Origin of the sequence: Streptomyces sp. NPDC057963, from assembly GCF_042887155.1 — a bacterium.
Lineage (GTDB): Bacteria > Actinomycetota > Actinomycetes > Streptomycetales > Streptomycetaceae > Streptomyces.
On the sequence record NZ_JBHVPX010000009.1, the window covers coordinates 90,407 to 112,640 of the forward strand.

General features: G+C 69.3%; 20 protein-coding genes and 1 pseudogene. 5 read left to right on the forward strand and 16 right to left on the reverse strand.

All coding sequences use genetic code 11. The features are described from left to right. Positions 1–15: 15 nt before the first annotated feature. From ACFVT1_RS21980 to ACFVT1_RS22055, 16 genes are all read right to left on the reverse strand, one after another. The gene (locus ACFVT1_RS21980) at positions 16–771 is read right to left on the reverse strand and encodes a hypothetical protein (RefSeq protein ID WP_389797953.1); all 756 of its coding nucleotides are present in this window, start codon (positions 769–771) and stop codon (positions 16–18) included. Between the two features lie 40 nt (positions 772–811). Then, on the reverse strand, positions 812–1,342 hold the full coding sequence (locus tag ACFVT1_RS21985) for a hypothetical protein (RefSeq protein ID WP_389797956.1): 531 nt from the start codon (positions 1,340–1,342) through the stop codon (positions 812–814). Positions 1,343–1,395: 53 nt separating this feature from the next. Continuing rightward, complete coding sequence (locus tag ACFVT1_RS21990) at positions 1,396–2,013, reverse strand: hypothetical protein (protein WP_389797958.1); 618 nt, start codon at positions 2,011–2,013, stop codon at positions 1,396–1,398. Then, complete coding sequence (locus ACFVT1_RS21995; protein WP_389797960.1) at positions 2,010–2,531, reverse strand: hypothetical protein; 522 nt, start codon at positions 2,529–2,531, stop codon at positions 2,010–2,012. The genes ACFVT1_RS21990 and ACFVT1_RS21995 overlap by 4 nt, the downstream gene beginning before the upstream one ends. Then, positions 2,528–3,790 carry an MCE family protein gene (locus tag ACFVT1_RS22000; protein ID WP_389797962.1) on the reverse strand — a complete coding sequence of 421 codons (1,263 nt, stop codon included), beginning with the start codon at positions 3,788–3,790 and terminating at the stop codon, positions 2,528–2,530. The genes ACFVT1_RS21995 and ACFVT1_RS22000 overlap by 4 nt, the downstream gene beginning before the upstream one ends. Continuing rightward, on the reverse strand, positions 3,787–4,941 hold the full coding sequence (locus ACFVT1_RS22005; RefSeq protein ID WP_389797964.1) for an MCE family protein: 1,155 nt from the start codon (positions 4,939–4,941) through the stop codon (positions 3,787–3,789). The genes ACFVT1_RS22000 and ACFVT1_RS22005 overlap by 4 nt, the downstream gene beginning before the upstream one ends. After that, positions 4,938–6,056 (reverse strand): MCE family protein, encoded by a 1,119-nt coding sequence (locus ACFVT1_RS22010; protein WP_389797966.1) that lies wholly within the window; start codon positions 6,054–6,056, stop codon positions 4,938–4,940. The genes ACFVT1_RS22005 and ACFVT1_RS22010 overlap by 4 nt, the downstream gene beginning before the upstream one ends. Position 6,057: 1 nt before the next feature. Next, positions 6,058–7,077: an MCE family protein gene (locus ACFVT1_RS22015; RefSeq protein ID WP_389797968.1), complete on the reverse strand. Its 1,020-nt coding sequence runs from the start codon at positions 7,075–7,077 to the stop codon at positions 6,058–6,060. Further along, positions 7,074–8,105 carry an MCE family protein gene (locus tag ACFVT1_RS22020; RefSeq protein ID WP_389797970.1) on the reverse strand — a complete coding sequence of 344 codons (1,032 nt, stop codon included), beginning with the start codon at positions 8,103–8,105 and terminating at the stop codon, positions 7,074–7,076. The genes ACFVT1_RS22015 and ACFVT1_RS22020 overlap by 4 nt, the downstream gene beginning before the upstream one ends. After that, entirely contained in the window at positions 8,102–9,415 is a 1,314-nt protein-coding gene (locus ACFVT1_RS22025) for an MCE family protein (protein WP_389797973.1), read from the reverse strand. Before ACFVT1_RS22025 ends, ACFVT1_RS22020 begins: the two co-directional genes overlap by 4 nt. Next, the gene (locus ACFVT1_RS22030) at positions 9,415–10,218 is read right to left on the reverse strand and encodes an MlaE family ABC transporter permease (RefSeq protein WP_389797976.1); all 804 of its coding nucleotides are present in this window, start codon (positions 10,216–10,218) and stop codon (positions 9,415–9,417) included. The genes ACFVT1_RS22025 and ACFVT1_RS22030 overlap by 1 nt, the downstream gene beginning before the upstream one ends. A gap of 3 nt (positions 10,219–10,221) precedes the next feature. Beyond that, positions 10,222–11,082 (reverse strand): MlaE family ABC transporter permease, encoded by an 861-nt coding sequence (locus ACFVT1_RS22035; protein WP_389797978.1) that lies wholly within the window; start codon positions 11,080–11,082, stop codon positions 10,222–10,224. Next, complete coding sequence (locus ACFVT1_RS22040; RefSeq protein ID WP_389797981.1) at positions 11,079–12,074, reverse strand: ABC transporter ATP-binding protein; 996 nt, start codon at positions 12,072–12,074, stop codon at positions 11,079–11,081. Before ACFVT1_RS22040 ends, ACFVT1_RS22035 begins: the two co-directional genes overlap by 4 nt. A gap of 573 nt (positions 12,075–12,647) precedes the next feature. Then, entirely contained in the window at positions 12,648–13,607 is a 960-nt protein-coding gene (locus ACFVT1_RS22045; RefSeq protein WP_389797983.1) for a hypothetical protein, read from the reverse strand. Positions 13,608–13,706: 99 nt separating this feature from the next. Continuing rightward, positions 13,707–15,119 (reverse strand): DUF6801 domain-containing protein, encoded by a 1,413-nt coding sequence (locus ACFVT1_RS22050; protein ID WP_389797985.1) that lies wholly within the window; start codon positions 15,117–15,119, stop codon positions 13,707–13,709. A gap of 192 nt (positions 15,120–15,311) precedes the next feature. Then, positions 15,312–15,959, reverse strand: coding sequence for a hypothetical protein (locus ACFVT1_RS22055; RefSeq protein WP_389797987.1), 648 nt, complete (start codon positions 15,957–15,959; stop codon positions 15,312–15,314). A gap of 1,013 nt (positions 15,960–16,972) precedes the next feature. Here ACFVT1_RS22055 and ACFVT1_RS22060 point away from each other — a divergent pair. The 5 genes and pseudogenes from ACFVT1_RS22060 (at position 16,973) to ACFVT1_RS22080 (ending at position 22,222) form a co-directional block, all read left to right on the forward strand. Then, positions 16,973–18,187, forward strand: coding sequence for a helix-turn-helix domain-containing protein (locus ACFVT1_RS22060; RefSeq protein ID WP_389797990.1), 1,215 nt, complete (start codon positions 16,973–16,975; stop codon positions 18,185–18,187). Between the two features lie 212 nt (positions 18,188–18,399). After that, positions 18,400–18,663: a hypothetical protein gene (locus tag ACFVT1_RS22065; protein WP_362196347.1), complete on the forward strand. Its 264-nt coding sequence runs from the start codon at positions 18,400–18,402 to the stop codon at positions 18,661–18,663. 44 nt (positions 18,664–18,707) lie between these two features. Beyond that, positions 18,708–18,954, forward strand: a pseudogene (locus ACFVT1_RS22070) (acyl-CoA dehydrogenase); the annotation flags it as partial. 306 nt (positions 18,955–19,260) lie between these two features. Then, entirely contained in the window at positions 19,261–20,088 is an 828-nt protein-coding gene (locus ACFVT1_RS22075; protein WP_389797992.1) for a hypothetical protein, read from the forward strand. A 58-nt stretch (positions 20,089–20,146) separates the two neighbouring features. After that, a complete protein-coding gene (locus tag ACFVT1_RS22080) occupies positions 20,147–22,222 on the forward strand; it encodes an MDR family MFS transporter (RefSeq protein ID WP_389797995.1) in 2,076 nt (691 codons plus the stop codon). The last annotated feature ends 12 nt before the right edge of the window (positions 22,223–22,234 follow it).

Below are 22,234 nucleotides of genomic sequence, written 5' to 3' on the forward strand. Positions count from 1 at the left end.
CCCCTCTCCCCCGGGTCACCGGGCGAACGTATCGATGCCGGAGATCCGCCAGGTGCCACCGCGGCGAACGGCGTCCACGGCGAACATGGCCGCCGCGTAGGTCGTCTCGTCGGACGTGCCGGTACGGGTGTTGCTCTGGTCGGCGAAGATCAGCAGCCGGGCCCGGTCGCCGTCGAGGAGTTCCACACCGCTGTCCGTGACGGTCGTGGTCAGCACGAGTTTCTGCTTCTGGCCCTGGGCGCGTACCTGGGCGAGCATGTCCTCGTGCTGCCGGACGGCCTTGCCGACCAGGTAACTCTTCGCCGCGCGCTCGGACTTGGCCGGTGAGGCGTAGGTGTAGGAGAACACCGCGCCCACCGCCTCGGAGATCTGCCCCTTCACCTCGCTGGTACGGCTGATGTCGGTCAGGGCCGCGTTCTGCCGGGCCGGGTCGTCGCGCAGGCTCGCGGCCGAGCCGAACGCCCAGGCGGCGAAGGCGCCGAGGAGCACGGTGAGGGCGCAGAGGACGGCGGGCAGCCGGACACGCAGGCGGCGCCACGGCTCGCGGCGCCCTTCCGCCTCCTCCTGCTCCCCCTCCCGGTCCTCCCCCGGGCCGGTGTCGTCGGTGACCGCGTCGGCGGTGGTGTCCCGAGCGGCCGCGCTCCCCCCGGGCCCGTCGTGCGAGGGGCCCGGGGGCTCGGGCTTGCGCGGCGGCGCGGTCGTGGTGGCGCGTTCCGCGGCGGCGGTGGCCAGACGGCGCTGGCGGTTGACGAGGTGGCGGGTCGTCGACATGTCCGGGGTCCTCTCGGGTGACGGGGTGGCAGTCGGGGCGTCAGCCGGCCGTGTTGCCGACGGGTGCCTGGCCGAGGGCGTTGAGCTTCCACCCCTCGGAGGTACGGGTGAGCTGCCCGAGCATCCGGCTCTCCTTCACCGCGGGCTTGCCCTTCGGCGCGGTCACGGTGACCCGCAGCGCCACCATGACGCCGGCCTTGCCGGCCCGGTCGTCGAGTTCGGTCACCGCCCCGGACAGGACCTGGGCCGTGCTGACGGTCTTCGCCTGCCGGATCTGCTTCACGAACACGTCGCGCCCGTCGACGAGTTGCTTGTGCAGATCACCGGTGGTGGAGTCCTCCCAGCTGTCGAGGCCCTTCTCCAGCTTCCGGTGGTCCAGGGTGTTCATGTTCTGCACGGCCTGCTCGCCGGCGGCCAGCGCGTCGTCGCGGGCCTGCGCGTACGCCGCCGACGCGTCGTGCCCGGCGTCGTACCGGGACACTCCGCCCCAGCCGGCCGCGACGGCTGCCGCGAGCGTGAGCACGACCGCCACCGCCGTCAGCGGATTCCTCGTCATCCGTACCCGTGCCATTGCTGTCTCTCCCTGCGGCCGATCCGTGCTGAACTGGACGAGTGTGGGCTCTGCTATCTGGAGGTGATCTCGACGACGGTCCAGTGGCCGTCCCGCAGTTCGGCCGTGACGGAGAGCTGCGCCGCCGCCGTGGTGGCCGGCCTGCCTTCGCGTTCGTAGACCTGGTCGAGGAAGACGAGAAGGTGGGCGCTGTCTTCCGTCAGCCGGGTCACTCCGGCGCGTACGACATGGGTGGTGAGCGTCAGCTTCTGGTCGGCGGCCTGCTTCTCGACCTGGCCGAACAGGGCCGCGTACTGCTGGAGTGCCTGGCCTGCCAGGAGTTGCTTCGCCGCCTCCTTGGTGACACCGGTGGCCTGCGGACTGTAGGAGAAGACCTTGCCGAGCGCGTTGCTGACGTCGCCGGCGACCCGGGTGGTCGCCGCACTGTCGGTCAGCGCCCGGTTCGAGGCGGCGGGGGTGTCGCGCACCTGCCTGCCCGCGGCGAAGAGTCCGCCGCCGGCCGCGAGAAGCGCGACGGCCAAGGCCGCCGCCACGACGCGGGGCCACCGGCGACCGGATTCGGGCAGGTCCGCGCCGTCCTCGCCCGCGGCTGCGTCGAGCTCCGCCGTGTCCTCGGCGGCTTCCGTGTCCACGTCCGTACTCACGACCGCCGTTCCTCCCCGCTCCTTCATGCGCCGCCCCCGACCCCGATCGCCGTGAGCGCCTTGACCTTCCAGCCGTCCGCGGTCCGGGCGAGCGTGGCCTCGAAGCGTTTGCGTTCGACGCCGCCCTTTCCGGTGCGCGGGGTGACGTCGACGTCGACGGTCGCGATGAGTTCCGCCGTACCGGTGCGCTCGTCGAGTGCCGTGAGCGCCGCGTCGGTGACCTTGCCGCGTGCGGTGGAACCGGATTTCGCCAGTTCGCCCGCGTCCTTGCTCCGGGTGCGCCGCAACTGGTCGTGCAGCGGCCCGGTCGAGGAATCGAGCCAGGCCCCGAGGCCCGCGTCGACGCTCCGGGCGTTCTTGCCGTCGAGGCTGTTCAGCCGGGCGAGGTCGCGCTTTCCGTCGGCCAGCGCGGCATCGCGGTTCTTCGCGTACGCCAGGTCCTCGTCGCCGCGCGCGTCGGCGTACGACCAGCCGCCGAGTGCACAGATCACCGCGGCGGCGAGGAGCGCCGCCCAGCCGCTCAGGGTCTTCGTGCGGGACGTCATGCGCCGCCCCCCTGTCCGAGTCCCAGCAGGCCGGCCATCCCGCCGGCCGCCGGAGCGGTGTCCCCGGTGACGCCGAGCGCGCCCGGGAGCCGGTCCGCCGAGCCGTGTCCGAGGAGCATCGATCCGGGCTTGGCGGGCTCGGGCACGGCGCCGCCCTTCGGCGCGTTGGCGCTGCCCCGGACGTTGATGCCGGTGCCGGGCGAGGAGGTGCAGCGGGCCTTGGTGTCGGCGGGCGGCCCGGCCGAGGTGTCGAGACCGTTGCGGTACACCGTGGAGCCGTATCCGGCGGTGCAGGGCAGGGGTTCGAAGAAGGTGACCGACATGCCGAACCGCGCGCCGTTCTCGTCCACCGCGCTCGATCCCGCGGCCGCCACAGCGGGCAGTCTCACCAGGAGTTCCTCCAGTCCGCGCTGGCGGGTGACGGCGACCTCGGAGGTGGTGAGGAGGTTGGCGACGACGACGCCGAAGCTCGGGTCGAGGTCCCGCACCAGTCCGCTGATCTGGCCGGTGGCGTCGGGTGCGACCGCGATCAGCCTGCGCAGGTCGGTGTCGGATCCCTTGAGTTCGGCGGCCAGTTGCTCGGCCCCGGAGGCGAAGCCCTTGAGCGCCTCGCCCTGTTCGGCCTGGGTACGCAGCACGGTCTCGCCGTCGGCCATCAGCCGGGTGTTGACGGGCAGCGCGTCGTCGGCCGCCCGGACGAAGTCGCTCCCGGTGTCCAGGAGGACCTTGAGATCGTCGCCGCGCCCTTCGAAAGCGGTGCCGAACTCGTCGACGACCGTGCGCAGGGATTCCAGATCGACGGAGCCCGCCAGGTCGTTGACGCTGGTGAGGACGTTGGTGACGGGGGCGGGAACGGTGGTGTCGGCCTGGTCGATCACGGAGCCGTTCGCCAGGTACGGGCCGTCGGTACGGGTGGGCCGCAGGTCGACGTACTGCTCGCCGACCGCCGAGAGGTTGGCGACGACGGCCTTGAGGCCGTCCGGGATCCTCGGGGCGTCCTTCTCGATGCGCAGTTCGGCCTCGACCCCGTCGTCGGTGAGCTCGATCGGCCCGACCCGGCCCACGGAGACCCCTCGGTAGGTGACGTCGGAGTGGGTGTACAGCCCCCCGGTCCGCGGGAGCTGGACCGTGACGGTGTAGTAGCCGCGCATGCCGAGGTAGTGGCCGAGGTCGGCGTACCGCACTCCGAGATAGCCGAGGACGAGCACCGCGATGATCAGGAAGGTGATGTTCTTCAGCCGGATGGCGAGGGTGATCACCGGCTGCCCCCCTTCGTGTCCGGCACCGGTACCGAGGGAAGCGGCAGCGGCAGCTCCGGGGCGGAGTTCTTGCTCGTAGCGCTCGCGGGGGGCGGGGTGGCGTCCGGGTCGAGCGCCGGAATGATCTGTGTGCCGGGCATGGCCGTCACATCCAGGTAGACGTTGAGGTAGTCGCCCTTGACCCCGCGCAGCACCTCGTCCGTGAACGGGTAGGTGAGCAGCACCTGGAGGGAGTCCGGCAGGTCGCTGCCGGAGTCGGCGAGCGCCTTGAGGCTGGGGGCGATGGCCTTGAGGTCGGCGACCATGTCGGCCTTGCTCCTGTTGATCGTGTCGACGGCGACGGTGGAGAGGGTGTCGAGCGAGCGGAGCATGGTGAGGAGCGAACCGCGCTGCTTCTCCAGGACCTTCAGGCCGGGGCTGAGCCCGGTGAGGACCGTTCCGACGTCCTGTTTGCGGGTGGCGAGGGTGGCGGAGAGCCGGTTGACGCCGTCGAGCGCGTCGGTGATGTCTCCCCTGTGGCCGTCCAGGTTCGTGACCAGGGTGTCGACCCGGTTCAGCATGGAGCGGACCTGGGGTTCCTGTCCGGCGAGCGCCTTGTTGAGCTCGGTGGTGATGGTCTTGAGCTGGTTGACGCCACCGCCGTTGAGGAGCATCGACAGGGCACCGAAGACCTCTTCGACCTCGGGGTTGCGGTTGGTCCGGTTCAGCGGGATCCGGTCCCCGTCGGCGAGCCTGCCCCTGGCCGTTCCGGTCGCCGGCGGTGAGAGCTGGATGTACTTCTCGCCGAGGAGGCTGGACTGTTCGAGGTGGGCGTAGGCGTTCCCGGGCAGTTCGACCTTGCCGTTGACCCGCATGGTGACCTTGGCGTTCCAGCCGCCCGGACTCAGCGAGATCCTGGTGACGCGGCCGACGGCGACGTCGTTGACCTTCACCGAGGACTGCGGGGCCAGGCTGAGCACGTCCGCGAATTCCGCGGTGATCTCGTACGGGTGGTCGCCGAGGTCGGCGCCACCGGGCAGTGGTATCTGGTCGATTCCGGTGAACGACGGCAGGCCGGAACCGGTGGCGACCAGGGCCAGGCCGACACCCACCGCGAGCACCGCGACGACGCCGGTGGTGCGGGCTCCGGGTCTGCGCAGGGCCGGGCTCATCGGTGCGCCCCCTTCTTGTCCGTGGCGGTCTTCGCCGGGGTGCCGTAGACGGTGCCGACGGGCGGGAGCGGCAGGGCCGGCAGCGCCTTCTGCCGCCTGCCGTCCACGGGTGCCAGGCCCGCGAGCCCGGGGGCCGGCCCCTCGGTGAGCGGTCCGCCCATGGAGAGCTCATTGAGGTTCGTACGGCCGTTGAGTGTGCGGTTCACCGGGTCGTAGGCGTTGACCACGTTGTCCGCGGCGAGCGGCAGCGTGTCCATCGACTCGGCGAGCGAGGCGCGCTGGTCGACCAGGGTCTGGGTGAGCGGTACCAGGGCGTCCACGTTCGCCTTCAGGGCGCCGCGGTTCTTCTGGATGAAGCTCTTGACCTGGGCCAGGGCGGTGCCCAGTTCCTTCAGCGCCGCGCCGAGGTTCTCCTTGTCGTCGGCGAGGAACCCGGTGACGGAGTTGAGCTGCTGTTCCGCGGCGCGCACATTGCCGTCGTTGTCCTTCAGCATGGTGGTGAAGGTCTGGAGGTAGGACAGCGTGTCGAAGAGGTTTCCGCTGCTCCTGTCGAGGGTCTTGGTCGCCTTGCCGAACTGTTCGATGGAGTTTCCGATGGCTTTCCCGTTGCCGTCGAGGTTCTTCGCGCCGGTGTCGAGGAGACCGGCGAGCGCACCGTCCGCGTTGGCCCCGTCGGGGCCGAGGGCCGTGGAGAGCTTGGTGATGGACTCGTACAGCTGGTCGACCTCCACGGGTGTGGCGTTGTTCGCTGCCGGCAGTACGGCGTTGTCCGCGATCTGCGGTCCGCCGTTGTACGCGGGGGCGAGCTGGACGTAGCGGTCGGCGACGAGGCTGGGGGCGACGACCACGGCGTGTGCCTCCTTGGGGACCTTGACGCCCTTGTCGACCCGCAGGGTGACCCCGACCCCGTCGCCGCGCGGCGTGACCGATTCGACCCGGCCGACCCTGACGCCGAGGATCCGCAGGTCCGAACCGGCGTACACACCGGTGGCCTGGTCGAAGTAGGCGGTGATGGTCGTGGTTCCCTCGTCGTCCACGGCCATCACACCGGTGGTGGCCGCGACGGCCACGACGGCGAGTCCGGCGCCGATGCCGACGATGCGCGTGAGTCTCATGTCAGCGGCCGCCTTGCTGCTGGGGTGGCATGCATCCGGTCGCCGGAGGTGTGCCGGCGGGCAGGTAGTTCTTCGGGACGACGCCGCAGACGTAGTTGTCGAACCACCGGCCGCTGCCGAGGGTGTTGCCGACGAGCCGGTTGTACGAACCGGCGAGGGACAGCACCTTGTCGAGGCTCTTGCGGTTCTTCACCAGGACCGCGGTGACCCGGCCGAGCGAGTCCAGGGTCGGCTTCAGCTGCTTGTCGTTGTCCTCGACGAGGCCGGTGAGCTGGGTGCCCAGGTTCCGGGTTCCGGTGAGCAGCAGGTGGATGGAGTCGCGGCGCGCCTGGATCTCGCCGAGGAGCAGATTGCCGTCCTCCAGCAAGGTTTCGAAGCTGCTCTTCTTGCCGGCGAGCGTCTTGGTGAGCTGCTTGCTGCCCTTGAGGAGGGTGGCGAGCTGGGCGTCGCGTTCGGAGACCGTCCTCGAAAGGGCGGAGAGGCCGTCGGCGGCGCTCTTCACGTCCGGCGGGGAGTCCTTGAAGGTGGCGGAGATCGTCTCGAAGCTCTTGGCGAGCTGCTGGGTGTCGATCTCCCCGATGGTCTCGCCGAGCCCGTTGAACGCCTGGGTGACGTCGTACGGGGAGGTGGTGCGGCTCACCGTGATGCGCTCGTCCGGATCCTGCGGCGCGTCGCCCAGCGGGTCGACGGCGAGGTACTTCTCGCCCAGCAGGGTCTTGATGGCGATCCCCACGGTGGAGGAGTTGCCGATCCAGACATCCTTCACCTCGAAGCTGACCTTCACCTTGGAGCCGTCCAGCGAGACGCCGGTGACTTTGCCGACCTTCACTCCGGCGACCCGTACCTCGTCGCCCTCGTCGAGCCCGGCGGATTCGGTGAAGTCGGCGCGGTAGGTCGTGCCGCCGCCGATGAAGGGCAGCGAGTCGGCGCGGTAGGCGGCCAGGCCGACGAGGGCCAGGACGAGCAGTCCGACGACGGCCACGGCGACGGGATTGCGTTCCCGCAGTGGTGTGATTCTCATGCCTGGCACCTCGGCTGGGTGATCGCGATGCCGGTGGGCGGGGCGCTGCCGTCCTCGGTCGTCACGCCGCTGACCTCGGCCTCGCAGAGGTAGAGGTTGAGCCACGAGCCGTACGAGGCGAGGCGGCCGATCGCTTCCATCTTGGCGGGGGTCTTCCGCAGGAAGTTCTCGATCTGCGGTTTTCCCTTGTCCAACTGGTCGGAGAGCCGGCCGAGTTGTCTGATGTCGTCCTTGAGCGGCTTCCGTCCGTCGTCGAGGAGGTCCGCGGTGACGGTGGTGAGCGCGCCCATCGCGGTGACGGCCTGGCCGAGCGGTTTGCGGTCGCCGGCGAAGCCGGTGACGAGTTTCTGGAGTGTGACGACGAGGTCGTCGAAGCCGGCCTCGCGGTCGTTGACGGTCTTCAGGACCGTGTTGAGGTTCTTGATCACCTCACCGATCACCTTGTCCTTGGCGGCGACCGTGCCGGTCAGCGAGCCGACGTGCTGGAGGATGCTGTCGACGGTGCCGCCCTCGCCCTGGAGCACCTGGACGATGGAGCCCGCGAGCTGGTTGACGTCCGGTGGGGAGAGCCCTTCGAAGAGCGGCTGGAAGCCGTTGAAGAGCTGGGTGAGATCGAGCGCCGGGGTGGTGCGGGAGAGCGGAATGGTCGCTCCGGCGGCGAAGCTGCGGCCGACCGGCCCGGCGCCCCGGCCGAGGTCGATGTACCGCTGGCCGACCATGTTGAGGTACTTGATCGAGGCGGTCACGGAGGCGGGGAGCCTGCGTCCCTTGCGGACGGCGAAGCCGACCTCGGCGAGCCGCTTGTCGGCCACCTCGATGGACTCGACCTGCCCGACCTTCACCCCGGCGATCCGGACGCTGTCGCCGACGACCAGTCCGGTGACGTCGGTGAACCTCGCCCTGTACGTGGTGGTGTCACCGACCCCCGTATTGGCGATGGACAGGGCGAGGACCGTGGTGGCCAGAACGGTCACCACGATGAAGACGATCGATTTCGCGAGCGGCCCGGCGAGAGAGCGGCGCTTCACTTGAGCTTCACCTCCGCACCGCGGAAGGCCGGACCGATGAGCACGCTGCTCCAGTCGGGCAGGGTCTGCGGCTGGACTTTCAGTGAGGGAGCGACCAGCTCGTTGACGAGTCGGCTCTCCTGCGGGGAATTGGGCATGCCGAGGGCGGAGTCCCGGTCCGAGGGCGCGGCGCCGGCTGGTTCGCCGGCGCCCGGGGTGCCCTCCGGGCCGGCGGCCTCGGCCGTCCGGGCGTCCGCGGTCGGTACGGTCCGGCCGACGTAGGGGACGGAGTAGCAGTGCGGTCCACCGGTCGCGTCGTACACCGGGGTGTCCTTGCCGGGTACGTACTTGCCCTTGGACTTCACGCTCTTGACGGTGACGTGGAGTCCCGGCCGGTCGGTGCCCTTGCCGAGCGCCTTGTCCATGGCCGGGACGAATCCGGCCATGGTCCGCAGGGTGCAGGGGAATTCGTCCGCGTACCGTGCCAGCAGTTCCAGGGTGGGCCGGCCTGTGGCCGAGAGCCGGATCAGGTTGTCCTTGTTCTCCTGGAGGAAGGAGGTGATGTCCTGCGCGGAGGCGGTCGTGGACCCGTACAGGTCGGCGAGTTCCGCCTGCTGTTCGGCGATGGTGCCGCTGGTGGTGGTGAAGTCGGTGAGCGCGTCCAGGACATCGGGGGCCGCGTCCCCGTACACCTTGCTCACCTTGACGAGTTCCTTGATGTCGGCGTTGAGCGTTGGCAGTTGGGGGTTGAACTTCTTCAGGTGGGCGTCGAGCGTGAGGAGGGTGTCGCCGAGTTTCTCGCCGCGCCCTTCGAGCGCCTGGGAGACCGCACCGAGGGTGGCGGCGAGCTTCTCCGGCTTGACGGCGGTCAGCAACGGCAGGACGTTGTCGAGGACCTCCTCCAGCTCGATGGCGTTGCTGGAGCGGTCCTGCGGGATGACGGCCCCGGCCCGCAGGGTCTGCGTGGACGGCGCCTCGGGCGGTACGAGTGCCACGAACCGTTCCCCGAAGAGGGTGGTGGGCAGCATCTGGGCGGTCACATCGGCCGGGATGCGGTCGAGCTTGCCGGGCTCGATGGCGAGGGTGAGCCGGGCCCCGGCCCCGTCGGCCGAGATCGAGCGGACCTGTCCGACGACGACGCCGCGCAGCTTCACATCCGCGTTGTCGTGCATCTCGTTGCCCACACTGCCGGTGCGTACGGTCACGGTGGCGTCGTCCGTGAAGTCCTTGTTGTACACCGAGACCGAGACCCAGACGAGGACGGCGGGCACGAGGAGAAAGGTGACTCCGGCGAGTCTGCGGCGGACGGTCTGCGTCCGGTGTGCGTGCATCAGCCGGCCACCTTCACCGTCGTCGTGGCGCCCCAGATGGCGAGGGAGAGGAAGAAGTCGGTGACGCTGATGAGCACGATGGCGTTGCGCACCGACCGGCCGACGGCCACCCCCACCCCGGCGGGCCCGCCCGTAGCGTGGAACCCGTAGTAGCAGTGGGCGAGGATCACCATCACGCTGAAGATCAGCACCTTGAGCACCGACAGCAGCACGTCGTCCGGGGAGAGGAAGAGATCGAAGTAGTGGTCGTAGGTGCCCGCGGACTGTCCGTTGAACAGGACCGTGATGGCGCGGGACGCGAGGTACGAGGAGAGCAGCCCGATCGCGTAGAGCGGGATGATCGCGACGACTCCGGCGATGATCCGGGTGGTGACGAGGTACGGCATGGACCGTACGCCCATCGCCTCCAGGGCGTCGACCTCCTCGTTGATCCGCATCGCGCCGAGCTGGGCGGTGAAGCCCGCGCCGACGGTCGCGGAGAGCGCGAGTCCGGCGACGAGCGGGGCGATCTCGCGGGTGTTGAAGTAGGCGGAGATGAAGCCGGTGAAGGCGGAGGTGCCGATCTGGTTGAGGGCGGCGTAGCCCTGGAGGCCGACGACCGTGCCGGTGAAGAGGGTCATCGCGATCATCACGCCGATGGTGCCGCCGACGACGCCGAGACCGCCGCTGCCGAACGCCACTTCGGCCAGCAGCCGCTGGACCTCGCGCAGATAGCGGCGCAGCGTCCGGGGAATCCAGATCAACGCACGTACGTAGAAGGTGAGTTGTTCGCCCGATCGGTCGAGCCAGCTGAGCATCGACATGGGTCAGCTCCCCTTCGCGGGGACGATCTGGAGGTAGATCGCCGTGAGGACCATGTTCACGAAGAACAGCAGCATGAAGGTGATGACGACGGACTGGTTGACCGCGTCGCCGACACCTTTGGGGCCGCCGCGCGGGTTGAGTCCGCGGTAGGCGGCGACGATGCCCGCGATGAAGCCGAAGATCAGCGCCTTGACCTCGCTGATGTACAGGTCGGGGAGCTGGGCGAGGGCGGAGAAGCTGGCGAGGTAGGCCCCGGGGGTGCCGTGCTGCAGGATCACGTTGAAGAAGTAGCCGCCGAGTGTGCCGACCACGGAGACCAGGCCGTTGAGCAGAACGGCCACGAGCATGGTGGCGAGGACGCGCGGGACGACGAGGCGCTGGATGGGCGAGACGCCCATCACCTCCATCGCGTCGAGTTCCTCGCGGATCTTCCGCGAGCCGAGGTCCGCGCAGATGGCCGAGCCCGCCGCACCGGAGATCAGCAGCGCCACGATGATGGGGCTGGCCTGCTGGATGACGGCGAGGACGCTGGCGCCGCCGGTGAAGGACTGGGCGCCGAGCTGCTGGGTCAGCGAGCCGACCTGGAGGGCGATGACCGCGCCGAACGGAATGGAGACGAGCGCCGCGGGCAGGATGGTGACGCTGGCGACGAACCAGAACTGCTCGATGAACTCCCGTACCTGGAAGGGCCTGCGGAAGATCTCGCGGCTCACGGTCCCGGCGAGGGAGAACAGCTTCCCGGTCTCGCGCAGCGGGGCCAGCAGCCGCGTCGCAGGCCGCTGCTCCGGGGTCTTCCGCGGGCTCGCGCCGGCCCCGTCGGCCGCGGGCGGCTCGGGGGGCCGCACCGGCATGGGGGCGGTCACGGTCGCCCACCGCCCGCGGCCGGGGCGTAGCTCTTCATGATGGCCGTGCGGGCGGCCTCCGGCAGCTGGCCCATCATCGACAGGACCCGTTCCCGGCGGCGCAGGGCGGCCTGCCGTACGGGCATGCCGGGCGACGGCTCCAGCTGCGGCACGACGGTGCGCGGGGCGTTGGCGGAACTGATGCCGGCCCCGTAGCCGTTCACCTCCTCGGCGGCGAGAGTGGCGGCGTCCTTCTCCTCGGCCATCCCGATGGGGCCCTCGCGGCGCCCCGCGAGGAACTGGGAGACGACCGGCACGTCGCTGGTGAGCAGCACCTCGCGCGGCCCGAAGGTGACGAGGTTGCGGCAGAAGAGCATGCCCATGTTGTCCGGGACGGTGGCCGCGATGTCGAGGTTGTGGGTGACGATGAGCATCGTCGCGTCGATCTGCGCGTTGAGATCGATGAGGAGCTGGGAGATGTAGGCGGTACGGACCGGGTCGAGTCCGGAGTCCGGTTCGTCGCAGAGGATGATCTGCGGATCCAGGACCAGGGCACGGGCCAGTCCGGCACGCTTGCGCATACCACCGGATATTTCGCCGGGCAATTTGTCCTCGGCGCCGAGGAGACCGACGACGTCGATCCTCTCCATGACGATCCGGCGGATTTCCGATTCCTTCTTGCGGGTGTGCTCACGCAGCGGGAAGGCGATGTTGTCGAAGAGCGACATCGAGCCGAAGAGGGCGCCGTCCTGGAACATGAGCCCGAAGAGCTTGCGGGTCTCCATGATCTCGCGCTCGGGGCTGTTCACCATGTCTACGCCGTTGATGAGAACGCGCCCCTGCTCGGGCTTGAGCAGACCGATGATGGATTTCAGGAAGACGGTCTTTCCGGTGCCGGAAGGCCCGAGCATCACACTCACCTCGCCGGCGGGCAGTGTGAGGGTGACGTCCTGCCAGATGTTCTGTTTGCCGAAGGACTTCGTGAGGCCTTCGACGACTACTTCGATTCCCATCGGCCCTCCTTCGAAGTTGTTGTGAACGAAGTCATCTGTCAGCGCTCCGGCTCTGATGAATCCATGGGCGGCTCGTCACACGTGCACCAGGAGGCGCACGCTATGTCCGGCGAAACCGCCAGGACAAGCCGTTGAACAGCGGAAATCGACGAACCATGTGCTCGGCGTGGATCACTTGTCACCGAGTGACAAAGTCATGCACGGGCTTTGTCGAAATCTGCGCAAGGTCTCCGGTGTGCAGTCTGGGTCCCGCGGCCGACGGAGGCCGGCGCCGCGACGGCCCCAGGTGCACCGAACGAGCAGCCACGGATAGGTTTCCGCGCTGCTCAACTGGGACGCTACGGCTCGGTAACCAGCCTTCGCAATACTGGTTCCTCAACTTTTTGCAAGGTGCTCGACGGCCACTTGCTTTTTGTACGCGAGTGAGTAATGGACTTCGCGCACTTGTCGATAAGTGAGTCTTCCGAAGCGCGACGAACATGCGCCCGCCCCACTCGGAAAAGAGCTCCGAGCGGGGCGGGCGGCAGCGGAATTCCCCGTGCCCTACGGAAAGGGACCGGACCGGAGGATCACCTACCGCACCACTCCGGCGTGCCAGTTCTCCGAGAGCAGCCGGCCGGCGTCGGGCACCGCCGCGCCCGGCGAGGTCAGGCCCGCCGTGTACGTGGCGGTGTCGTTGAGCACCAGGTTGTTGTTCCCGGACGCCGACGGCAGCGCCGTCTTCAGGTTGACCGCCCAGTTGAGCTCGCCGAGGGTCAGGGGGCCGCAGCCGCTCACCCCGGGCACGGCGAAGGAGCTGTCCCCCTGGGCGTTCCCGGTCAGGGCGACCCGGTTCAGCACCCCCCTGGTGTTCGGCGTGCCGTTGGCGTCGAAACGCTGGCTGGCCAGGGCCGGCGTCGTGAGGTTCTGCGGCCGCAGCACCACCGGGTTGGAGGTGGTTCCGACGTAGCACTTCGATCCGAGGAACGGATTCTCCAGGTGGATCCGGACCGGAATGTCGACGATCGGCTTGCCGCCGGTCATCCCGGCGGTCAGGTCGAAGTTGCTGGGGGTGCCCGCCGACTGCACGGTGGCGACGACCCGGTTGAGGCTGTTGTCCGTCAGCTGCCGGCAGATGTCCGAGATCACCGGGATCCCGTTGGGGCACATGATGCCGAGCAGACCGCCGGGAATCTCGGTCGGAGCTCCGACGATCGCTCCTCCCGCGGGCGCCACGATCCTGGACGCGCCCGTCGCCGCGTTGCGGACGACACCGAACTGGAGGTCGTTCGCGCCGGTCGTCGCCAGGGTGTTGCCGAGCTTGATGGACCCGCTCTCGGAGTGCGAGGCCACGCATATCGCGATCTCCGCCTGGCCGTCCGCGGCCAGCATGGCGGGGTCGTCGACCGGACACCGGGTGAACGGTGCCCAGTTGCCGCCCATTTCCTGGGCGGAGGCGGCTCTCGCCGGTGACGTACTCAGGGGAATACCGACGGCCACCGCCACCAGGGCGCCGAAAAGAGCGGGCCTGACACGTCTCGGGGCAGCACTCATTGATGGTCCAGCCTTTCTGGAGAGGGGTGGGGCAGGCGGGGGCCCGTCCGGCGGATCAGCGTCGGACAGGCCCCGGGGTTCCGGGAGTTCCAGGTGGAATCAGCGTTCCGGACGGGGCCTGGGCGGCTCCGGGCAGTTCGCCGGGACCCCGTCCACACACAGGGCTCCCTGCATCATCTTGGTGTAGTTGCCCTTTCCGGAGACCGCCGCGGTGAATACGTTGTCGAGGTCCTCCGTCGCACCGCATCCCGTGAATTCCGGAATGTCCGCGGACCCGATGAGCGGTCCCCCGGTCATGACCGTGTAACCCTCCGCCGCCGGGTTCCTGCCGGTGGACCCCTTCCCGGTCAGCACCAGCTTCATGGGCCGGGCCGTACGGCAGTTGGGGCCGACGTCCAGCGGCGTGCCGTTCACCTTCACGTCGTAGAGGCGCACGCTCATGTTCGAGATCGCCGTCGTCGTTTCGGGACGGCGCCTGGTGACGGGGTCCGGACCTTCGGAAAGGGTGTCGATGGTGGTGGGGCCCACGAGTTCGAGTTCCACCGTGGCCGTCGTCGGCATGAAGCCGAAGGTCAGAAAAGTGGACCGGGCCGGCGGCATCTGCGCCTTCCCGTTGTAGTCCAGCGTCGCCGCCGACTTGAGCCAGGTCAGACTGCCCTTGGCGCAGGTGTACGCGGCAGTCGCCGAGTTCAGCTGCAGCCTGAGGTGGCCCGGCTCCCTGAAGGCCATCGCGGCGTTCTGCTTCTTCACGTTGGAGTAGCCGGCCATGTAGCCGTGCGCCGCCCTCGGCGGATTCTCCACCGGCCCGTAGACGAGGGTGCAGTCCGGCGGTATCGGTACACGGGGCCCCTCGGCATCGGCCCCGGTCTCCGGCTCCGCACCCTCCGGGTCCGCCGACACCTCCCGTTCCCACGGCAGTCGGGGAGTCGACGGGGTGGCCGGAACGCCCCCCTCCGGAGCGGGCACGCGGACGTCGGCGAATTCCGGCTCCTGGTCCGGATCCACCGTGCAGGAGACGGACAGGGCCACGGGCTCGGCCGCGGTTTCGCCGGCCGATCGCAGAGTCAGGTCCATTTCCAGCCGGTCCGCCGCGAACACCAGGTCACCGCTCGAGCGCGGCGTCACGGTCGGAACCTCACCCGCGGCCCTGATCACCACGTCCTTGTCCGGGGCGGCGGGCGATTGCGCGATGTCCAGACCCTGCCACATCACGGTGGTCGGCACGCCGTGCTGCGTCACGGTGGTCGCCAGCCGGGCGGAACCCGAGAGCTGAGGGGTGCCGTCCGACGGTGGTTCCCCCAGTACCGCCCGCGGCACGGTCAGTTCGAGATGCACGTTCTCCGGCTGGACCTCGACTCCGACGCCGGAGGTCGACGGCAGTTCGGCGGAGACGGTGACATCGACCTGTTCCTTCCCGGAGGGAAAGGCACAGGTGTACCCGATGTCCTTCTCGGCCACACGGGTGTCGCTCGCCACACCCGTACCCGGCATGAGTCCGGCCAGAAGTGCCATGGCGCCGACGGCGCCGGCCTGCACCACTCGCGGCGGGCGACTCGTCCTTGATCTCATCTCGGCAACCTGCCGTCGTATCGGAGCTGACTGGTCATCTGGTGGGACGGCGTGTCGTCGGCCGGCTCCGGACGGGAGCTGCGTGCCGGAGACGTCTCCGGCACGCAGCTCGCGGCCGTCGCACCGACTACCGGCTCACGGGGAGGTGACGGTGAGGGGCTGGGCCAGCTTGTAGACCGCCGAGAACTGAGCGCTGTCGCCGTTGTTCATCAGCGAGGCGCAGTTGCTCACGTTCGAGATGCTGAGGCCCGTGCCGTTGGTGATCGTCAGCTCGCCCGTGGCGTTGCTGTACTTGGCGTTGCTGGCGGAACCGGAGATCGTGGCCTTGCAGACACCGAACAGGGTGTCGCCGGTGATCGTCACGCTCACGTTCGACAGGTTGCCCGAGGTGACGCCGCCGCTGTAGCTGGTGGCGTTGAGGCTGATCGGGCCGTTCGCCACGGCACTGAACGCGGATCCGAGCGGGCCGTCGCAGGGGTCGCTGACGGCGTCGCCCCACTTGGCCGAGGCGATCTGCACGAGGTTGTTCCCGTCCGGGTGCACACCGTTGGTGGCGGTACCGCTCGCGGTGGCCGAGTAGCAGGTCACGGACTGGTTGGTGGTCACGTCGAGCAGGTCGGCCGTCGCCCCGGTCTTCAGGACCGCCGAGAACGAGTTGTTCGCGTTCGGATTGGTGAGGGTCCACTGGGCCTGCGCGGTGGCCGAGGCCGAGGTGGCGGCCAGGCCGAACGCGGCAGTGGCGACGGCGGTGGCGAACAGGGAACGCTTGATGATGCTTCTCACGGAAAAGCCTCCGAGGGGAGTGGAGTTGGACGTACCCGATTACCTCGTGCCGCACCCGGTAATGGGCCCGGTACGAGGGCGGCTCACATCGTGGATCGCAGAAGTCCATGGACTCGACTGCGTGATCGAACTCCGTGCGGATCGAACGTTACGAGCCAGTAGCCCGACGCTGCAATACCCGGCGCAGAAATTCCCTCGCCCTCTCGGCGGCAGCATTCCGGCTTAGCGAGAACTCAGCAGATCGCCACGGTTTTCTATACGAAAGTGAGCAGTTGTGCCGGGGTCACGTGCCCGGCGGGCCGCCGGACACTCACCTCGGGCGCAGTCGTCGCCGACGGAGCGCACCGCCGCCGCCCGCGTACTCGCCGGTAAGATCGTCCGCCCAGCGGCCGAATGCGGTCCGGGCGCACCCCGTCGCGTCACCGCCGAACCGCGTGGAGCCTCGGCGCGGAGGGCCGCGCGGCCGGCCCCGGCGGACCGGACCGGAATACTCCGCACCGCGGGCGGCCGACGGATTTTCCATTTTTCGCGAAACGGATCCATCGGCTTGTCCGCGAATCGCGGAGATTCCGTCACCCGATGAAAAATGACTTCTTCACCATGACCCGAAACGCATTCCTCCTTCTCGGATCCGGCACGCGGGGCGACGGAGGAAAACAGGGCCGCCGCACCGGCGCGCGGCAGCACGGGCACCGCCCCGAAAGACCCGCCCCCTCAGGAACAGGCCCTCACAACCCGGCGTCCGCACGGGCCGGGGCCACTTCCTTGTCGCCGGGGGAGCAGATGTCCGAAAAACATTGTCCTGAAGTGAGCACTCCCGCCCCACCTGCACGGAAGCCCCACAACGCGGCCGAGGTGTGTGTCCCCTGCACTTCGATCTTGTCCAAGTGGTGGGCACAACCGCTCACTTGGTCTATCTTCATCGCGGACTTGATACGCACCTGTCGGTTCGTGGGAGCGCTTTCCCCCACCGCCTGACCCCCCACCGGGCGCCGGAGAGCAAGGGGACAGTCATGCCTGAACTCATTCAGCCGTTGGACACAGGGGATCCGCTGGGACCGCTCCCCCAGGAATTCGCCGCGATCATGCGGCCCGAACTGCCGAGCCTCATCAAGGAGATCGGCGTCGAGGTCACCCGGGCCTATCCGGAATACGCCCGCCTGCTCAGCGGCCCCAACGGGCAGGCCATCCGCGTCGGCGTCGAGCAGAGCCTCTCCTCCTTCGTGGACCTGGTCGCCGAACCGTTGACGTCGACTTCGCTGCGCGACGACATGTGCCGCCGGTTCGGGCGGTTCGAGGCCTACGAGGGCCGCACCATGGAGACGCTGCAGGGCGCCTACCGTCTCGGCGCCCGGGTGGCCCTGCGCCGGGCCAAGAAGGTCGGCCGGAGCCACAACTTCTCGCCGACGCTCATGCTCAGCTTCGCCGACGCGCTCTTCGCCTACGTCGACGAGCTCGAATCCCTGTCCCGGGAAGGCTTCCTGGAGGCCCAGTCGCACACCGGCGAGCAGATCGAGGCCATGCGCCGACGCCTGCTGCATCTGATCCTCGCCGGGCGCCCCGCACCCCGTACCGCCATCGCCGAACTGTGCGAGCAGACCGGATGGGCGCTGCCCGAACAGGTCACCCTGGTCGCCGCCCGCTCCCCCGTCGGCCTGGACCGGGCGGTGGCGGACCGGGACGTCCTGGCCGATCTCAGCGACCCGCAACCCCACTTATTGATCCCCGGTGCATTCGACGACGCGCGAAGACACATGCTCGACGAGGCCCTCCTCGGCACCCACGCCGCGATCGGCCTGACCGTTCCCACCGCCCTGGCCTCGGACTCGATCCGCTGGGCCCGGCGCGTCCTCGAACTCGTCGACACGGGCGTCATCGACGACGCGCCCGTGATCCTCTGCGAGGACCATCTCATCACCCTGTGGCTGCTCTCCGACCCGGTACTGGTCGACCAGCTCGCCCAGCGTGAACTCGCACCGATCTCCAAAATCAGCGCCACCCGCAGGGAGCGGCTGGTCGAGACCCTGCGGATCTGGCTGGACACCCGTGGTACCGCGGCCCACATGGGCGAGCTGCTGGATGTCCATCCGCAGACGGTTCGCTACCGGATGCGCAATCTGGAGTCCATCTTCGGTAAGCAATTGACCGACCCCGAGAGCCGGTTCTCCACCGAGGCCGTGCTGCGCGCGCTCCGGTTACGGGCCCGGAGCGACGAATCGGCCCCATGAGACGGCTTCCGACCGGATCACGGCCCCCACCGCGAGTCAACTTACTTGCGGGTAAGGCAAAATAGCCGGTCACTCTCAGAACGGTTGCCACACGGAGACGTCCTCAACGAGAAACCCGGAACTGCGTCCCGTACACATGGAGGAGTCGGCCGCCCACCCGGCGGCCGCACCACGGCACCACCTCCTGGCCAACCATCCGAGAGGGACCCCCCATGACCGCCTCCCACCTCCTTGTCCCCGTACCGATCCCGGACCGGGTCGCCGCGCTGATCGGGTCCTGCATCCCGCCGCACATCCTGCAGGCGGAGTTCGACGCCGAGTGCGCCGCGCGCGAGGTGCGCAGTTTCCGCGGCCCGCGGCTCTGCGTCGAGGACCAGGCCGACCGCGAGCAGGCACTCTCCGAGCTGGCACGTGCCAACAAACTCCTCGCCGCGCACCACCCCAGGCTGCCGGTGCGCCCCGGCGCCTGCTGGTGACCCGCCCGCACCTCCTCGCGCCCCACGCGCGTCCTGCGGACGGGATCGTGCCGCCCGGCACGCGGGGGCTCTCCGCGAGCCGCACCATCAAGAAGCCCGGGCTGCGCGCCTCGCACACGGCGGACGTCTTCGTGGACGGCGTACGCGTTCCCGGGCACTGCCTCTTCGGCGGGAAGGCGAAGCCGGACGCCCGGCCGGCCCGTGCCCGGGAGGATACGAACGCCAAGGGGCAGGCGGCGACGGCGGCCTTCGAGGCCGGCCCGCCCGGCCGTCGGCGCGCGGGCGCCAGGGCATCGCACGGGCGGGATCCAGCGGCTGGTCGTCGCGCGGGCGATCTCCGGGCCCCACATCCGCTGATCACTCCGGCGAGGACGGCGGGCGCGCCCGTCCGCGTGCCGGCGCCGCCGGCCACCCGCATCCGGTACGCCCCGTAGGGACCGGCCGCGAGCGCGGACGAGAGAATGTCGGGCAGTGGCAACGATTGCGATGCGGTCGACCCGTACGGGGCGGACGTCTTGACGCTCCAGGGTCGTGAACGGGCAACGCCGTCGAGGTCATTGATCAGCTGCCCACCGACACGTCCCTTGGGGGAACGCCATGCCCACCGCCCCGCGCCCGTCCGTCCTCTATGTCACCGACCTCGCCTACGAGGCGCGCGGCCGCCGCTACTGCGACGAGGACATCCATCTGACGTCGCGGCTGCGCGAGGAGTTCGATGTCGCGCTCTGTCACCCCCGGGACGCCGCTGCGCTGCTGGACGGCTTCGACGCAGTCGTCGTACGCAACAGCGGTCCGGTACTGCACCACCAGGAGGCGTACGACGCGTTCCGCGCGCGGGCGCGGGAGCGGGGCGCACGGGTCTACAACCCGCTGCACGGCCGGGGCGACATGGCGGGCAAGCAGTACCTGGTCGATCTGAGCCGGGACGGATATCCGGTGATCCCCACGGTGGACCGGGCCGCGGACCTGGGACTGCTTCCCGGGGCCCCGGAGTACGTGGTCAAACCGAAGCGGGGCGCGGACTCGGTCGGTCTGCGGTTCATACCGGAGGCCGGACTGCCCGAGGGCGAGGACGGCAGCGTGCTCGTCCAGCCGCGGATCGACTTCCGCTACGAGGTGTCGTTCTACTTCATCGACCGGGACTTCCAGTACGCGCTGTACGCACCGCACCCGGACGAGCGGTGGGTGCTTCAGCCGTACACGCCGGATGCGGCCGATCTGGAGTTCGCCCACACGTTCGTGGAGTGGAACGCTCTCGACCACGGCATCCAGCGGGTCGACGCCTGCCGGACCGTGGCGGGCGAGCTGCTGCTCGTGGAGTTGGAGGACCTCAATCCGTATCTGTCGCTGGACCGGGTGGCGCAGCCGGTCCGGGAAGCGTTCGTCACCCGCATGAAGGCTTCCGTGCGGGATCTGCTGGCCTGACGACACGTCTGGCCGTCCCCCACATGCGGGAGCGGCGGGCCGGTGTGAGGGTGCAGGCGTGACCACTGCCAGCGAGACCGCCCCCGCCGCGCAGAGTGCCGCCGCGCCGCCCGTACTCGATCCGCGCCGCCGCAACATCGTCTTCGCAACGATCGTGCTGGGGATTCTGCTGGCGGCCCTGGACCAGACGATCGTCGGCACGGCACTGCCGACGATCGTCTCGGACCTCGGCGGCGCCGCCCACATGTCGTGGGTGGTCACCGCGTATCTGCTCGCCGAGACGGTGGCGACGGTCCTGGTCGGCAAGTTCGGCGACCTGTTCGGCCGCAAGATCATCTTCCAGCTGTCGGCGATCATCTTCATCACCGGCTCGTTCCTGTGCGGCTTCGCGACCAATATGACGCTGCTGATCGTCTGGCGCGGACTGCAGGGCATCGGCGCGGGCGGGCTGATGGTCACCTCGATGGCGTTGATCGCCGATGTGATCCCGTTGCGCGAGCGCGGCAAGTACCAAGGTGCGATCGGTGCGGTCTTCGGGGTATCGACGGTGATCGGGCCGTTGCTCGGCGGGCTCTTCACCGACCATCTGAGCTGGCGCTGGGCGTTCTATGTGAATGTGCCGATCGCGATCGCGGTGGTCATCGCCGCGGCCCGGACAATCCCCTCGGTGAAGGCCGCCGGACGGCCGGTGATCGACTACCTGGGCATCGCGATGGTCACGGTCGGCGCGAGCGCACTGATCCTGGCGACGAGCTGGGGCGGCAATGAGTACGCATGGGGATCGCCCGTCGTCATCGGTCTCTTCGCCGGCGGTGTCGTGGCACTGGCCCTCTTCTGCCTGGTGGAGTTCCGGGCCGAGGAACCCATGCTGCCGATGCGGCTGTTCCGGAATCCGGTGTTCACCGTCTGCTCGATCCTGAGCTTCGTCGTGGGCTTCGCGATGCTCGGCGCGATGATCTTCCTGCCGACGTACCTCCAGTACGTGGACGGGGACTCGGCGACCCTGTCGGGGGTCCGCACGCTGCCCATGGTCGTCGGGCTGCTGGTCGCCTCGGTCTTCAGCGGCAATGTGGTGTCCAAGACGGGCCGGTACCGGATGTTCCCCATCGCGGGCTCGCTGATCATGGCGGTCGGGCTGTTCCTGCTCTCCCGGATGGGTCCGGACACCAGCGTGTGGCTGGAGTCCCTCTACATGCTGGTGCTCGGTGCCGGCATCGGCCTGGCCATGCAGGTGCTGACGATCGCCGTGCAGAACACGGTCGACTACGCGGATCTGGGTACGGCGACGTCGGGCGTGACGTTCTTCCGTACCCTCGGCAGCTCCTTCGGCACCGCGGTCTTCGGCACGATCTACGCCAATGCGCTGAAGCCGAATCTGTCCGACGGCATCGCCGCCGCGGCGCGGGCGGGCGGCGACCCCGCGGTGCTGGCGAAGGCCGCGCTGAGCCCGGAGGGGCTGCACGGTCTGCCCGCCGCGCAGTCCGCGCCGCTGGCGCGGGCGTACGCCGACACCCTGCACACCGTGTTCCTGTGGACGGTGCCGGTCGCGATCCTGGGGTTCGTCGTGGCGCTCTTCCTGAAGCAGGTGAAGCTGCGGGACACGGCACGGGTCGGTTCGACGGACATGGGCGAGGGATTCGCCCAGCCCGGCGCCGGCGACTCGGCCAAGGTCCTGGAATTCACCGTGGCCAAGATCCTGCACGGAGCGGGGCCGGACACGGCCCGGCGGATCATCGCGGACTCGGACACCCGGCTGGACATGGCGGGAGCCTGGGCGGTGATGCAGGTCGAGCTGTTCACCCGCATGGTGGGCCATGCGGGACTGGGCCTGATCGCGGCCCGGCACCGGATCCCGCCGGAGGTGCTGGTGCCGGTCTTCGACCGGATGATCGAGGAGGGGTACCTCACCGGCGACGGCCGTCTGTTCACGCACACGGACGCCGGGAGGCGGGAGGCCGCGGCGGTCAATGACGCGTGGGCGCGTTGGCTCAACGAGCGGCTGGACGAGAACGGAGCCCGCCCGGACGACCGGCAGCTGCGGGCGGCGGTGGACGTGATCGCCAAGCGGTTGCTGGCGGAGGACCTGGCGCAGGAGCTCTCGCCCGAGAAGCCGCGAGTGGGGGCCGCCGGCTGACCGCGCTCCACG